General features: G+C 40.3%; 12 protein-coding genes and 1 pseudogene. 1 reads left to right on the top strand and 12 read right to left on the bottom strand.

The features are described from left to right. Positions 1–462: 462 nt before the first annotated feature. Positions 463–1560 (bottom strand): alkene reductase, encoded by a 1098-nt coding sequence (locus tag KSO91_RS08205; protein ID WP_238742470.1) that lies wholly within the window; start codon positions 1558–1560, stop codon positions 463–465. 262 nt (positions 1561–1822) lie between these two features. Between KSO91_RS08205 and KSO91_RS08200 the strand changes: the two genes are divergently transcribed. Next, positions 1823–2728, top strand: coding sequence for a LysR family transcriptional regulator (locus KSO91_RS08200; protein WP_238742469.1), 906 nt, complete (start codon positions 1823–1825; stop codon positions 2726–2728). A 175-nt stretch (positions 2729–2903) separates the two neighbouring features. On the opposite strand, the gene KSO91_RS08195 is transcribed toward KSO91_RS08200, so the two are convergent. The 11 genes and pseudogenes from KSO91_RS08195 to KSO91_RS08150 all read right to left on the bottom strand — a co-directional run bounded on the left by KSO91_RS08195 (position 2904) and on the right by KSO91_RS08150 (position 15139). Beyond that, positions 2904–3443 (bottom strand): NUDIX domain-containing protein, encoded by a 540-nt coding sequence (locus KSO91_RS08195; protein WP_238742468.1) that lies wholly within the window; start codon positions 3441–3443, stop codon positions 2904–2906. A 197-nt stretch (positions 3444–3640) separates the two neighbouring features. Continuing rightward, positions 3641–4573, bottom strand: a complete 933-nt coding sequence (gene djlA, locus KSO91_RS08190; protein ID WP_238742467.1) for a co-chaperone DjlA — start codon at positions 4571–4573, stop codon at positions 3641–3643. Between the two features lie 370 nt (positions 4574–4943). Next, positions 4944–5255, bottom strand: a complete 312-nt coding sequence (locus KSO91_RS08185; protein ID WP_238742466.1) for a hypothetical protein — start codon at positions 5253–5255, stop codon at positions 4944–4946. A gap of 179 nt (positions 5256–5434) precedes the next feature. Further along, positions 5435–5758, bottom strand: coding sequence for a transposase (locus KSO91_RS08180; RefSeq protein ID WP_238742465.1), 324 nt, complete (start codon positions 5756–5758; stop codon positions 5435–5437). Between the two features lie 59 nt (positions 5759–5817). Then, positions 5818–5955 (bottom strand): annotated as a pseudogene (locus tag KSO91_RS17880) (IS66 family transposase); the annotation flags it as partial. Positions 5956–5976: 21 nt separating this feature from the next. Further along, positions 5977–6516, bottom strand: a complete 540-nt coding sequence (locus tag KSO91_RS08175; RefSeq protein ID WP_238742464.1) for an IS66 family transposase zinc-finger binding domain-containing protein — start codon at positions 6514–6516, stop codon at positions 5977–5979. Continuing rightward, positions 6488–6661 (bottom strand): hypothetical protein, encoded by a 174-nt coding sequence (locus KSO91_RS08170; protein ID WP_238742463.1) that lies wholly within the window; start codon positions 6659–6661, stop codon positions 6488–6490. The genes KSO91_RS08175 and KSO91_RS08170 overlap by 29 nt, the downstream gene beginning before the upstream one ends. 35 nt (positions 6662–6696) lie before the next feature. Further along, on the bottom strand, positions 6697–7056 hold the full coding sequence (gene tnpB, locus KSO91_RS08165; protein WP_238742462.1) for an IS66 family insertion sequence element accessory protein TnpB: 360 nt from the start codon (positions 7054–7056) through the stop codon (positions 6697–6699). Beyond that, entirely contained in the window at positions 7053–7373 is a 321-nt protein-coding gene (gene tnpA / locus KSO91_RS08160) for an IS66 family insertion sequence element accessory protein TnpA (protein WP_238742461.1), read from the bottom strand. Before tnpA ends, tnpB begins: the two co-directional genes overlap by 4 nt. Before the next feature lie 373 nt (positions 7374–7746). Then, the gene (locus tag KSO91_RS08155; protein WP_238742460.1) at positions 7747–9342 is read right to left on the bottom strand and encodes a PfaD family polyunsaturated fatty acid/polyketide biosynthesis protein; all 1596 of its coding nucleotides are present in this window, start codon (positions 9340–9342) and stop codon (positions 7747–7749) included. A 37-nt stretch (positions 9343–9379) separates the two neighbouring features. Next, positions 9380–15139 carry a hotdog fold thioesterase gene (locus tag KSO91_RS08150; RefSeq protein WP_238742459.1) on the bottom strand — a complete coding sequence of 1920 codons (5760 nt, stop codon included), beginning with the start codon at positions 15137–15139 and terminating at the stop codon, positions 9380–9382. Positions 15140–15154 lie beyond the last annotated feature (15 nt).

The following is a 15154-nucleotide window of genomic DNA, read 5'->3' as shown; positions in this document are numbered from 1 at the left end:
AATGTGTTATCAATTTTAAGGTTTGTTTGGCTAAGTAAGTCAGCGGTTAATGATGGTAAGTTCAAGGTCTTTGTGGCAGAATTCATTCGATGTCTCTTGTTGTATTATCCTTTGTCTAGTTAACAAGCATTTTACCACAATGAGACATCAACCTCTTTAAAATCATCGAGTTATTTGGGTTTTATTGTTTGTTTTGAATCCCGAAACTTGAGTTTTAATATGTTAATTTTTTCTCTGTGTAGCGCGTAGCGCCTCTGTTAATGAATGCGAACCGAAACACAGTTTCGCAGTCGCATGAAGTGTGCGTGGTAGTCATTTTAATCTTTTTACAAAAAACAACCTGAGTCATCTACATAAGCATGTAAAATAATTCTTTTATAGCGGATTATTTATTTGCCTAGTCTCTAACCTAATGTTACTTCGAGATGAAATATCAGCATCTTAAGGTAACATTAGCATAAATTAGGCCTTATATTCAGGGTAATCAGTCAACCCTTTTTCATCGCCAGCAAACAGTGTATTGGCATCGTGAATTGCTAGTGGATAGCCATTTTTCATACGATTGGGTAGATCTGGATTAGCGACGAATGGACGGCCAAAACCAATCATATCCGCTAGGCCATCACTAATCGCCTGTTCTGCTTTCTCGGCATTATAGCGACCCGCATAAATCAGAATGCCCTGATAGGCTGCACGCAATGCTTGTTTGAATGCGTGCGGCGTATCCGGTGCATCATCCCAATCCACTTCTGCAATATGCAGATATACAATATTATACGTATTTAGTAATGCCGCAGCGGCTATATATGTTTCAACTGGCGTTGCATCAACCGTGCCGTTTAAAGAGGTAAGCGGTGCAAGTCGCACACCTACACGTTCAGCGCCTATCGCATCAACCATGGCAGCAACAACCTCTCCCAAGAAACGTAAACGATTTTCGATAGATCCACCATATTGATCGCTACGATTGTTGGCTTCAGAATCAATAAATTGGTTGATCAAATAACCATTGGCAGCATGTAATTCTATGCCATCAAAACCAGCCTCAATGGCATTGAGAGCGGCCTGACGATATTCTTCCACGACTTGTTTTATGTCGGATAGGGTCATTGCTCGTGGCGCTACAACATCTACAAACCCGGGCCCTTTGGAACCATCATCAATAAACACTTTTACATTTTCAGCTTTAATAGCAGATGAAGAGATGGGTTGTTCACCACCAGTATTTTTAGGATGAGAGACACGTCCAACATGCCAAAGTTGCGCAAATATGGCTCCGCCTTTTGCGTGAACAGCCTGTGTTATTTTCTTCCAGCTAGTGATTTGCTCAGGGGTATAAATACCCGGTGTCCAAGCATAACCTTGACCCAACGCTGATATCTGCGTTCCTTCCGTGACAATAAGACCCGCAGACGCACGCTGGGTATAGTACTCTGCCATTATTGGATTGGCTAGATTGCCCGGTTGACATGCACGGGAGCGTGTCATTGGTGGCATTACGATACGGTTTTTAAGTGAGATATTACCCACTTGCAACGGTTTAAATAGTAAGTTTGTCATTATCTATCTCCTTGGAGAATGAGTTTGTTAGATTGCTCAATCTGTTGTTTTTCAGAATATCTAATTCACAGATCCATTTTAGATTTGCATGCACGGTTTCAACCACACCTTATTAGCTGAAGTTACAAATCCAAAACTGTTCATAATATTGTAAGAGGAGCACTTTGCTTCTGTGAGGTAAATATACGCCAATCTAATGTATACTATAAATTATCATTAATTATGATTGTAATAATTTTATGTTATCAAAAGGATCGTTACCATGCTTAATCCAGTTTGGTTGAATACATTTAAAACATTGATAGACGTTGGCCACTTTACGCAAACGGCTGAAAAGTTGTACATGACCCAGCCAGGTGTGAGCCAGCATATAAAAAAGTTAGAAGATGCCTGTAATCATTCTCTTATTAAGCGAGAAAATAAAGGCTTTGAAATTACTGAGCAGGGTAAAATTGTTTATGAATACGCACTAAAAACAGCGAAAGATGAAGCGAGTTTGATTGATAAATTAAGTTTTGATAATCCCTATTCAGGCCAATGTATTTTGTCTTGTTCAGGTTCTTTGGCATTATTGCTGTATCCTGAGCTATTGTCGTTACAACAGCAATATCCTGATTTAAATATTCATCTTGAAGCCGCACCCAATAAGAAAATTTTGCATGATGTGTTATCGGGTACTGTTGACTTAGGCATTGTCACACACCTTCCAAATAGCAACCTCTATCAAAGTGAAATCATTGCACAAGAAGCATTATGTTTGCTGTTGCCAAGGCAGTATGAGAATAAAAAAATCACCGCCGAATTACTGTTTAACTGTGGCTTAATCGATCATCCCGATGCAATGCATTATTTGTCTCTTTATTTTGATTTATGCGGCGAAAAAGAATTAGCAAACCTAAATTTAGATGAACTCCCAAAATCTGGCTACATTAACCAGCTCAATCAAATATTATTGCCAGTGGCTAAAGGGCTTGGCTTTACAGTGCTTCCCGAGAGTGCCGTAGAAAACTTCCCCAAAAGAGAGTCTCTTTATATTGGGGAAACCGCAAAAAAAGTGAAAGAAACTTTATATTTAGTACAAAAACGCAACCGCAATTTAGCACATCGTTACCAAACTATTAGCGCGTTATTACGTCGTGTTCTTTCAGCTGATAAAACCTGTGATTAGATTACAAATAATACACATCCCCACGTAAACAGTCGAAATAAAAGAGTCTCTTAGGTCGATTGATTAACTTTTATGTAAGCACCAATCAACACCCGCGCTTAGATTTCCTCTTGTAAACTTGTTGTGTTAGCACGGATGCACTAACCCTAAGCCATCGGTGTGCTTTAACAGCGTTTCACAACAACCCTTTTAATTTAGCCAAGCTATAGGCATTTAATGTGGTCGCATCTTTTATTACCTCAGTGCGTAACATTTCTTCGAATTTTTCAATAGTGACTTTTTTTGTCAGCAAATCTTCTTCTTCAGGATCTAAATCGTTTGCCCCCTGCTCTAAATCTGTAGCCAAATAAATGTGATACCCTTGGCTTGAATGGCCACAAGCTAGGAATTGATATCCAACATACACCATGTTACTAGATATTAACCCAGTTTCTTCACGCAGTTCTCTCTTTGCCGCATCTACATATTGAGATTCGAGATCACCTTCTAATGAACCTTGTGGTAATTCCCAATATCGACCTTTTACAGGGTATCGATATTGCTCAACTAGATAAATATGATTGTCCTGAACAGGCACAATGACAACAAAATCCACCTTATCTAATACGCTATAAATACCTTCAGCCCCACTAGGCCTAATAATTTTATCTTCTCGAATAGTCATCCATTTGTTTTGATATACTATTTTACTATTTAATTGTTTAATTTCAGACACCTAAGTTTCCTATTAATGGTAATGCAGGAGTAACACTAATGCTTTCTGGTGATTACTGTTTTTTGAGGAGTTTTGCTGCCATTTTTATCATTCTACGCTTCGGGCGCAAGACTCAACAACGATAGCGCGTTAAGACTTACTCTTCAGGGACTATCCCCACCAATATTACATTGATGCTATATGAGATTGATTGACATCTATTTTAAACCTTGCGATTTACATAATGTTTCATATGCACGTTGGATATACTGGGTTTTTTCTTTTGTCAGCTGCATCATCTCTTTTGGTAAACCTTTTGATGCAAATTTATCAGGGTGATATTGACTCATCAGTTTTCGATATGCACGTTTAACTTCTTTATCCGAGGCTTTATTCTTAATACCAAGGATTTTATAAGAGTCATCTTCACTTTCTTCTTGTTGATTTTCTTGATGAAAATGATGTTGTCCTGCAATCATACGCAATAAACGATTTAATTCAAAAGATGAAAAACCTAAGTGTTCAGCAATGTTATATAAGGTCTCTCTTTTCTCACTATGAATCAGTCCATCTGTATAGGCCATCTTTATTTGGATACCCAAAAACATCTGCAGAACATTCCTATCCTCGCCAGCCATGTGTACAAATTCGGATAATGTTTGCAGCAGTGAAAAATCTTTATCCTTACCGGCAGAAAAAGCACTATGAGCCTGCATGCGGTGCTTTGTGGTTTGCAGAGAATTTAACAAACAGCTATCATTCGCGACGGCAAAAGTGCTTACAACTTGCATACGATGCTTTGCTGTTTGTAAGGCGTTCAACAAATTATACTCACAGTCTATAGAGGTCTGCCCCTGAAGCGGCATTTGATCAAGATAAACATTTGCAACCTGAATATCAGCTGGTGTTACTTGATCTTTTGTTTTAGCAATATGTCCCATCACCGAGAATGTACTATAAAAAAAGCATTCTTGCCTTTCCTGATGACTTAAAGTATTTATGCATAACACACTATTTTCATTAAAATAATTAACAACGGCACGATCAAAAATATGTCCGAAGAAAATGCCCAAGAGTATGGCAAATGGATTGCCATCAATAAGCATAAACCCCAAAAAGGTAGCAAATGTTTTGCCCCAAAAGCATATCATCGTAAAACCTTATTAAAAGAGCAGTGACAGTTACCACTCTCTATCCTAGCTTAAAAATCACCATATTATATAATATAAATCATTTTAACAAACTATTCACGAACAAAACATTGAAATAGTCCTGCGAATATCAGTAAAGATGGCACTTATGCCCTTTTTATATGTGCATTGAGCGACTTATTTATAGATAACCTCAGTTCGGAAATAGGGACTAAAAGCCCCACAAAGTGAGGCTAAATATTATTATTTCATCAACATTAAACAGTCACTTATTAAACCTGATAACGAAACCATAGTATAAATAATCTAATTTTGAATCATAAAAATTAAATTTAAAGAAAGTTTGGTAGTAATACTGGTTTTTCATGCATTATAAATATTGGTGCTTACCGGTATGACTAGCAAACTCTGCTAATGCCTCTAAAAAGCCAACTGCGCCTTGATATTCTTTGCCAAAACTACTCGCGAGCGATATCCACGTCTCGCTATCTAAGCCGAGTTTGGATAATAGTTGAGGATGTTGCATTGAAATAGCACCGCGTTTGCCATCTCGAATAATCCGTTCACTCCTGTCAACTAATCCGAGATAATCCAATAATGAGAATGGTATGCCTTGCGGGTTTCCTTCATGTTCATCACCCACAAAACCAAATAAGGGTTTTTTATTAAAATGGTATGCCAATGGTTTTTCTGTTGCTGGACAACACCATGGATACGATCATAAGAAGAGGTATATTCAGAGGTTTCGACACTATCACTCATTTTGGTGCGAACAGGGTTTAAGTCAACATAGGCCATACACGTTAGCAAAACGTCTTCATCCAATAGCGCTTGAGATAAAGCGACCTTCCCACTATTTTGTCAGGAACAAAATAGAACAGGTTTTGAGTAAAGCCGACACCACCACTCGCAGACTTCTTTATGATTGATTTTGTTGTTAGCGTATTCATCGATATGAAGCACAAGATGGTAATGATTCGACATAATGGCATAGGCACAAATATCGATATTAAATACTGAAGCAAGATAATGCATTCGTTCAACCACCCACTGCCGGCGATGCTCTAAGGATTTTTCTGTGTATTTATCCTCACCACATAAATAAGCACGACGCACGCAACGTGAAATAAAATGGTAATAAGGGGTATCCGATAGCGATACTTGCGATTGACGAGATTGAGTCATAACAAACCACCTCCCAACATGCAAAACCGCATCACTAAAAGATATAAGGGTAATTATCATTAATCAAAATCATTGGGTGTCCAGAACTTTTTCCAAGGAATATGTACTTGCGCCCGTTTAAATATATTTTCGAGGCGATAAAGCGGAAGAGCATCTTGGTATTTACTGACTGCAATATATGCGAGCGCACCGGCTGTTGCATTGCTTTTAGGGAAGGCTTACTTTGGCATTTCCGCTTGATGAATTCCTTGTTCACAACAACGGCAGTTATATTTAAAGCGGATATGGCGAATAACCCGTACTTTTGCAGGAATAATTTCTAACTGTTCAGAGACGTCTTCACCAATTAGATGTAAAGGTTGAACATCATGTGGACATACTTTATCTGATTCAGCTAAATCGTAGACAATCTCTACACGTGGTAGGTGTGCTGGTAATGGTGCACGACCACGTTTCTTCTTTTTCGTTGGTTTCTTTGTTTCTGTTTCTGTTTCGCTTTCATCTTCAATTAAGCCATCGTCTTCAATCGGCTCTTCTGCGATAATTTTTTCTGCTTCATCAAATAACTCTCCCTGCTGAGCGCTTTGTTTTTCACTACTTGATGCAAACCTTTGGTGGCGAGCCAGTTTTAACTGCTCAAGCAGCGTACTGATTTGAGCTTCTTTTTCTGCGATTAACAGGGCTTGCGTTGAGATTAATTTCTCTTTTTCTTGCAGCAGAGATTGCGCCTCAAGCAGTAATTCTTGAAGCGTTTTCATATCGGTTGATGGTTGATGGTTGATGGTTGATGGTTGATGGTTGATGGTTGATGGTTGATGGTTGATGGTTGATGGTTGATGGTTGATGGTTGATGGTTGATGGTTGATGGTTGATGGTTGATGGTTGATTTCCTGTCTTTTTCATGGCGTATATTATACCAAAAACAGTCTAATAAAACACTATAAAACCGTGCTGTAACGTAAGGTTTTATGGGGTTTCATCGCAAAAATATCGATACCATCAAGTAACCAATTTAACTGCTGCCCATTGACAGTAAATACTGTATTTTGATGCTTTCTGGGCCACTTAAATTGCGCTTTATCAAGTGCCTTTAACCATAAAATAAAGCCAGTTTTATCCCACACGAGTATCTTGATTTTATTGCGCCGTTTATTAGTGAAGACAAACAGTTGCGAAGAAAATGGATCAAGACAAAGGACTTCTTCAACGATCATTGAAAGCCCATTAATTGCTTTGCGGAAATCAACAGGATCACGACAGAGGTATATTTTTTCGATTGAATTAGCGGGTCTGATCATAATTGGCTCACACTTTTGAATAACGAAACCAGATCTATGTCTGCAAGCTCAACAATCACACCATTACATAGCGTGACTCTGCATGAAGAGCTGAGTTGTTCCGCACCTAAGGGGGGGATTGTTATTGGCATCAACGTATTATTTATTATTGCAGGTAATACTCCTTTTTTTATAAGCGCAGAGCGTGCGTTATAAAAAGACTTCAATGCAAGGTTATGTTGCTTTGCATAGGCTGACATTGATAAGTTTTGCTCAGATGCTTGGTTAATATGATCAAGCCAACCTTGTTGTATTTTGGTCAGAGGTTTTATGTGCATAACGATATCCTGTAAGTAAAAAGGGTATCGTGGCAGTTAAATAAAAGCTTTAATAGGTGGGGTTATAGAGCGCTTACAGAAATAATAAATATTTCGCAACTGCAAAGGAGTTTCGACAGAGCATTGATGCCTTTTTTGACGATACGTTGCCCCAAATGGGACATGCTTTAACAAGTAGAATCAATGATAACTTTCAGTCCTTCATTTTACATCTTTAAGTAGGATGGGTATACATGTACCTCTAATTTCCTAAAGCGTCCTTTATCTCTCACTTTCTTGCTAGCGAGTGGGTTTGCAAGCTTTGCCGGGAAAACAAAAAAGCCCCACAAAGTGAGGCTAAATATTATTATTTGAATCAATCTTAAACAATCACTTATTCAACCTGATAATTCTGCAGGTGAGTAGATAATTTCACCCCTTGTAGTTTTAGCTGATTGACACGCTGTAAATAAGCAGCGCCTTTTAGTAGATGTAAGGCAATATCAACCGCTTTTCGTTGTTGGTAATCTTCTAAATAACTGCCTTTTACCCAACTGTTAAATGCACCTAAACTTGGGCCGGCCCATATTTGATAATCCATTTCCCGTCCTTTTTCGCCGACATTTGACCAACGAGAAGAAAGCCCTAAGTACCAACGAAATATCAGTGCCATTTTACGTTTTGGGTTATCTTTGGCGCGCGCCAACATCTGTGGATCACGCTCATGGAAAAAGGAAATAGTCGTCGCCCAAACATCATCTAAGTTCTGACGGAATATTTGTTTCTCGATTCTTTCTCGTTCGATAAGAGGAATTGCGTCAATAGAATCATATTTGCTATACAACTCGTAGAGTTTATTGGCCCGCATTGCAAACATAGAGCCACGTTTTACTACTTGCAATTTCACCCCCATCTCAAACATGTCAGCGGCAGGCGCCATGGTCACATCGGCCATCTCTACATTGGCAAGCAGTTGGCGAGTATGATCTGACGCCCCTGCTTCCACGCAGGCTTGATTGACAGATCCTAAAACAATATAAGCAGCGCCCATATTAAACGCTGCCAATGCGGCTTGCGGCGTACCAATCCCACCGCCCGCACCCACGCGTAGCGCGGTTGGATAGTTATATTGAGCTTGTAACTGATCGCGCAGGGTAATAATAGTCGGCAGCAAGGTTAAAAATGGACGGTTATCAGTATGTCCGCCAGAGTCTGCCTCGGCGGTAATATCATCTGCCATCGGCACCTGTTGCGATAGTTTTGCCTGTAAAGGGGTTATTTTGCCGTGTGCTAATAGTATATCCACCAGCTTCTGTGGCGCGGGAGACATAAATTTACTAGCAACTTCACTACGCGAAATTTTAGCAATTACTTTATTACCAATATGCACGCTACCATCGCTATTTTCTGATAAGCCAGCTAAGCGATAATAAACAATATGCTCGGTAAGCCCTAAATAAGCAGAGGCTTCAACGGTATCTACACCCAGTTTTAAAAAGATATCAACGGCGCCAGACTCTAAGGCTTCTTCACTGGGCGCATGGATAAGATTCACTGCAAATGGGCCATTGGGCAGTTCTGCTTGAATGCGTTTAATCGAAGCTTCTATCTCATCGGGTACTAAACCTGCCGCACCAAATGAACAAAGTAACCCCGCTTTACCCAATGCTACCACCAGCTCAACGGATGCAATGCCATTAGCCATGGCGCCACCGTGATAAGCGTATTTAACGTTATGCTGCGCAATAAAATCAGGATCACCAAAATCATCAGCATTAACAGCGGGTGCAAATGCGATTACCGGATGCTCTCCTGGACTGCTAAGTTGCTGTGAGATACCAATTTCGTCACCATTTTGTGCGATATAAAGCGGCTGATTGATCGCCATCAGCGATTCTTTGAGAGCGGTTTCAGCACACGCCATATTGGCTGAATCAACTTTCCATCCCCAATTAATCGGGCTTTTCTGATTAACACTTAATACTGACATCTGTTTTCCTAACTTATGCTTTAATCTACTATTCGTCTTATGCTTCGACGATGCTTAATACAATATCTTTTACTTGATAAATACGCAGTCCATCTTTACATAGATTAGCATCTCCAACTAAACGCACTTCATTATCAGTACGGATAACCGCGGTGATATGCACATCTAAACTCATTTTTTTATTGAGCGGGCTAATTTGTCCACGATATTTCCAATTAAGATGCGTTAATGACGAGATAAAACGCGGACTACGGAATTGCGCACCCAAGTCATTTTTTAATGCATAAGTTTGTAACAATTCAATAATGGCTTGCACACCCAATGAACCGGGCATGACGGGATCTTGATGAAAATGATAACGGAAGAACCAATCACTCGCATCCACATTACGTTCACCGTAGATATAGCCGAGTTCAGCACTACCACCGCCTTCAACAATAGAAACATTATCGACAAAGTTTAACTGACCACCCGTTAAACGATAATAAGGCTTATCGGCCTGTTCTTTAAAAAATGGCAGTTGTTTATCTTTAAGATCAAACTGTTCAATATCGCTAACCGGGGTATTATTTTCTTTAAACCAGGCCTGACTAATTTTACCATTATCAATACCAAGCTGATTGGTTAATGATTCCGCGCTGAAATAACCAAAGACCGCGGTACCTTTATAAAATATTTCTCCCTCAACCAGCAACTCAAAGGTAAAACTCTGAATAATTGCGCCACCTGCCATGCTTGTACTGAGTAATACTGATTTATTCACAATCGTTTTACCACGCAAATCAATCTGCTTTAAAAGTTCACCACTACCATCGAGGTTACGGAAGAAGAGATCTTTTTGTGGATATTTTAATGTTGTCCCCATATAGCCCGACAGAAAACCATTTGGCTGTAGAGCTATTTCCATAATCAGCGCATAAGGCATCCAGTTCGGATGACTGTTTTTGCTAAAATACCAAGCATCTTCTGGCACAACATATTCAGCTATACAACTGGCTGGCTTTTTAAAGTCTAAGCGTGTGCCCTGCACATCTATAACTTGCGTCACCAACTGCAAATCACCACAAGGTGTACGCGGAGGAATGCGTCCAGCATAGACATCGAAATCAGGACCGAAACATTTAGATATATCCCCAGTCGCAAATTCAAATAGGTGCCAAGGTGTAAAGGGAACAGTATCAGGTACACGGTTTTGTCCGACTCGCGCCGGAGCACTAAAGTGTTTAATCGGCACAACGCCTTTTGTACACGCCGCATTTAAATCTGATTCGACACGCATAAGAGGCCGTTCGGGGTATTTAAAGGGCAATACACCGCGTTCATCAATAGTTTGTAAACCATAGAGTTGCTGAATGGTCAGAGGATCAATCGAATTTGCATGCTTTTCAAGCTCAGTTAATGCACAATCCACTGATACACTGATGGCCTTTTTTGCCAAGATAACATTATTTGGCAAGGTAACCGGATAAGGCGAGTGTTGATCTTGTTCTTTAATCTCAACACATAAGTTTTTGAAATCAACGACCACTTTGCCATCTAATAAAATATCGATATTGGCTTTAATAAAAGGCCGCGGCAACATGCCTATCTCGGTCACTTCCATACGATAGGTCAATGTATTGCTCTGTGGTAAAACTTGTCCACGACAACGTACAGTTTGAGACTCACCTTGCATCGGTTGGAAGCGCGCATTATCGACATTAATATTCATTCCTAGCCAAAGCATATAGAACATTGCCATCTGTCCACAACCTTCGCTCATCAAGGAACCCGCCATCACTTGATCATCTTTGAAGTGGCATGGAAAATACCAATGTTCTGGCGCGAGATCTTTCTGTCCTTCTAATATGCCCAATCCCCAATGCCCCCCCTGAGGATCGATTTTGGTAATGCGCTCAATCATCAAGAACTTTTGGGATGAAAATTTTAAAGACGGGTTGCGTCCTTGCTGTTTATATTCATCACCAAAGCAACCACTGATATCTCCATTAACTAGCTTAAGCATCTCTGCATAACCATATTGATGACGAGAGTTGTAGATAAGCGGTTCAAAGTGAGATTTCTTAGCCTCTTTAAACTGTGCTCTGTCGTGATCGTTATGGATCACACCTTTCCCTTCCGCTAATTCCTGATCCGTAAAGAAACCAGCACAGCCATTACGCATAATAAGCACTTTTTTATCACCGACATAACAGTCATAGTGGAAGAAAAATAGCAATTGTTCGCCATTTTTGGCATAGGAATCGATATGGATTTCATAACGCAGCGTTTCACCACCAAAGGCCATCTCTTCAAGAAAGGTTAATTCACAATCAAGTAGACGGTAAACACGCTCACTTTGATTCTGCAGGTCAATACCAATATAAGAAATTAGCATTAAATCACATTGTCCCGATTCAACTGAGACACACCAAGGGATCTGACCATCAATTAAAAATGGCGCATCAAGTGGAATATCGTATTCAGTTACCATCAAGGATTTTCGATATTCATTAAGCGCGGCATCAAGCGCTGTAACACGCGAAACAAGCAGATAATCTGTGGTTGGCAGACGCACACGGCGTCGGTAACTATCGATAACCTGATAATCGCTACCAAATACATTACTGATCTTACCTTCTGCAAATTCGACTAGCTCCGCCGTATCATAAATAACCTGTTTAGGCTGATTAAAGCGTTCCACTAGCTGTAATGGCGGATAATCATATTCACTGTTTTTTGTGTTATTGATAACAGTCGCTGTCACTTTAGATTTTATTTCAGTAATAGGTTGCACTGACCTTTTTGTGAGCAACTCAACCTGTAACTGGATAAGTTTTGCAATCTGTTGCCCCGCGACCTGACGTGCACGGATAAATGCTTGATGGGTTTTATTTTGCTGAAAAATATCGCAATGTGCATTGCTGTGCATATCAACTCCAGAAGCGTGCTGATCAATAATGGCGGCCGTCTGTTTAATGTCATTCGTTAATAATTTAACAGGTTTATCACGGCTTAAGGAAGGCAGTACCACTCGATTTTTCACCGCCGGTAATGCTTTAGCAGTCACTTGTCGTCGCATCTCTTTAAAAAGTGGATTTTCTTTATGCGCTAAAATAGCCGATTTTATTTGCGGGCCGCCCAAGGTAATTGATTTTATTAATGAAAACGGCTGTTTAGCCGCATCTTGACTCGCGCTTTGATGCGCTGTTTTAGTTGATGACAAAATCAAATGTGCGCAACTAAAATCTTGTCCCAAACCGTTAATTGCTGTGTGCGTATTTGCTTTAGAAGCATCGAGTAATAAGGCAGATTTGATAATACTAACCATTCCTGACGCATTGAATAAATGGCCGACCTGACGCTTAATACTGTCAATTTTACTGTGCGGATATAACTTTGAGAAGGCTTGTTTTTCCACTTGGTTATTGTCACCAAAACCACTAGCGAATGCTTCTACAACGCTGATCTCGGATGGATTAATTGCAGCTAATGTACAGGCCTTATCACTCGCCAATTTTATCGCATCAATATCACAACCGTTGGCAAAGCTAAGCGCATCGATAGTGGCATAGACTTTATCCGCCTCAGCTTGATCCTTTGTTTTGAGTACAAAGGCGCCTGCGCCTTCCCCAACTAACCAGTGCGTTGCATCCAATAAATTATCAGGGTGAGTGGCCTCTTCTGAAACGGCGCCATAGTGTTGGCGTAAACTTATGTTTTCAAACGATCCGGCTAAGTCGACACTCGCTATAAGCACGGCATCAATCTTTGATGTTTGAAATAGATTTTCGGCAATTTCTACGCTGCGATAAACAGAATTCTCTTCACTGGAAACGGTAAAAGCGGGACCAGAAAAATCCCATAGTGCAGCGATGCGTGACGCCATAATATTGCCAATAAAACTAGTATATTGATTAAGCTGCGCAGGAGCTGCAATGCTCTGCTTGGCAATCTCAGTTAATTCTTCCTGCTGTTGTGCAGTTAAGACAATGCCTTGCTCATTAAGGGTTTGTGTTATCTGCGTGGTTAAATTAACCCGTCCACGATATTGATGAAGATCTAACTCCATTCCCATTGCCACCAGTACAGCTACATTAGCCCCTTCTAAAAGCCCTGCATCTTTTATCGCATTATCAGCGACTTTAAGCATTAGCAGCTGTTGTGGTATAAGTCTGTCTTGGTTGTTAGGTGGTACTTTAAAGCGCATAAAATCAATATCAAAGCTTTCCACATAACCACCACGAGGAGCTTTATTAAGTGCTAAATTTTGTAAAATCGATTGGTCCTGCTCAATTCCTTTCCAACGTTCTTGTGGTAATTCACAAAAAGTATTTTGCTTTGTTTCAATTAGATTTTTAAATTCACTGAGGTTTCGACATGAGCCGACTAAACAATCCATACCAACAATGGCCAGTGGCTGACGAGCTTTAACCGACTCACTATTGTTGCTAATTGGCGTATTACCCGGCTGTAGAATAAGGTGTGCATTACTACCACCAAAACCAAACACACTGACTCCCGCTGTGGGTATTTTGTTCTTATTAGCAGGCCAATCTATTGTTTCGGTAGGCATTTGTGCCGCACTTAAATAGCCCATCTTGGTTTGAATTGGTTTTTCTAAACCGATAGTCGCTGGAATTTTTTGAGTGTTTAATGCGCAAATAGCTTTGCTCATACCCGCCATTCCAGCAGCCGTTAGTAGATGTCCTAAGTTGGATTTCACTGAGCCTATCAATGGCTTATTGCCGTAGGGGCTAAAAAAGGTTTCCATCGAACTAAGCTCAACGCGATCGCCCTTTGGCGTACCGGTTGCATGACACTCAATATAATCTACATCGCAAGGACTCACTTGTGCATCGTCGTAAGCAAGTTGATAGGCAAGCAGTTGTCCCTTACTGTTAGGACTCAATACAAACTCGCCTTTACCGTCATTTGATAACGCGCCACCTTTAATAATGGCGTGAATTTTATCTCCATCTCGCAGCGCATCACTATGACGCTTTAATAACATCATTCCCGCACCTTGGGCAGCAAACAATCCTTGCGAGTTCTGATCAAAAGGCGCTTGTTTATTATTGGCAGGACAAGCTTGGAAAATCGAGAACCCCATATTAACAAACAGAGAATCCGCAGCTGACACCGCGCCCGCCAGCATCATATCGGCTTTACCTGTATACAGATAATCACAAGCCAGTTTAATGCTGTAACAAGAAGATGCACACGCTGCATCCAGTGAAAAATGGCTACCGCCTAGCCCCGCCGCTTTTGCCAATAATGCAGAAGGATAACCTGCAATCAAGCCACAGTCGGGATCAATATCAGCAGCTTCAGTGAAATTATTTAACTGAAAAGTTTTGCCAGTAAGCAGTCTAAGCGCATCTTCTACAATATGATGGTAGTAGGGTAAAAACAGATGATTAGATGACATAGTTGGAAAGGAAAGATTACCGAGGATCAATCCACACTTATTCAATTTTTCACTGCCCCAATAGCCTCCCTCTTTAAGCGCCTGTTCAGTCACATACAAGCTCCACTGATTAAGACTATCTAGACGGTTAAGGTAATCAGCCTCTAATCCTTGCGCAGCAAAAGAAGCAGGATTAAATTCAAAATTACGAATATAGCCGCCAGAGAGGCAATAGAATTTATCTGTATCGCCTTTTTTGCCATAATATTTATCAGGATCAACGCCTAACTCAGTCGCACTAATTGCTTCTCTATTATCTTTTTTATCTAGCAACTGCTGCCAAAACTGCTCTGGCTGACTTGAACCGGGAAATAGATTCGCGATACCGACTATTGCAATATTTTCCATAAATTCTCTCTTTAC

The organism is Psychromonas antarctica (assembly GCF_022267535.1).
GTDB lineage: Bacteria > Pseudomonadota > Gammaproteobacteria > Enterobacterales > Psychromonadaceae > Psychromonas > Psychromonas antarctica.
This window is presented reverse-complemented; position numbering and strand designations above follow the sequence as displayed.

Excerpts from the sequence above, each read along its gene's own strand:
- KSO91_RS08205 (WP_238742470.1), bottom strand. The coding sequence starts at position 1,560 with ATGACAAACTTACTATTTAAACCGTTGCAAGTGGGTAATATCTCACTT.
- KSO91_RS08200 (WP_238742469.1), top strand. The coding sequence starts at position 1,823 with ATGCTTAATCCAGTTTGGTTGAATACATTTAAAACATTGATAGACGTT.
- djlA (WP_238742467.1), bottom strand. The coding sequence starts at position 4,573 with ATGATATGCTTTTGGGGCAAAACATTTGCTACCTTTTTGGGGTTTATG.
- KSO91_RS08180 (WP_238742465.1), bottom strand. The coding sequence starts at position 5,758 with ATGACTCAATCTCGTCAATCGCAAGTATCGCTATCGGATACCCCTTAT.
- KSO91_RS08175 (WP_238742464.1), bottom strand. The coding sequence starts at position 6,516 with ATGAAAACGCTTCAAGAATTACTGCTTGAGGCGCAATCTCTGCTGCAA.
- KSO91_RS08170 (WP_238742463.1), bottom strand. The coding sequence starts at position 6,661 with ATGAAAAAGACAGGAAATCAACCATCAACCATCAACCATCAACCATCA.
- tnpB (WP_238742462.1), bottom strand. The coding sequence starts at position 7,056 with ATGATCAGACCCGCTAATTCAATCGAAAAAATATACCTCTGTCGTGAT.
- tnpA (WP_238742461.1), bottom strand. The coding sequence starts at position 7,373 with ATGCACATAAAACCTCTGACCAAAATACAACAAGGTTGGCTTGATCAT.
- KSO91_RS08155 (WP_238742460.1), bottom strand. The coding sequence starts at position 9,342 with ATGTCAGTATTAAGTGTTAATCAGAAAAGCCCGATTAATTGGGGATGG.
- KSO91_RS08150 (WP_238742459.1), bottom strand. The coding sequence starts at position 15,139 with ATGGAAAATATTGCAATAGTCGGTATCGCGAATCTATTTCCCGGTTCA.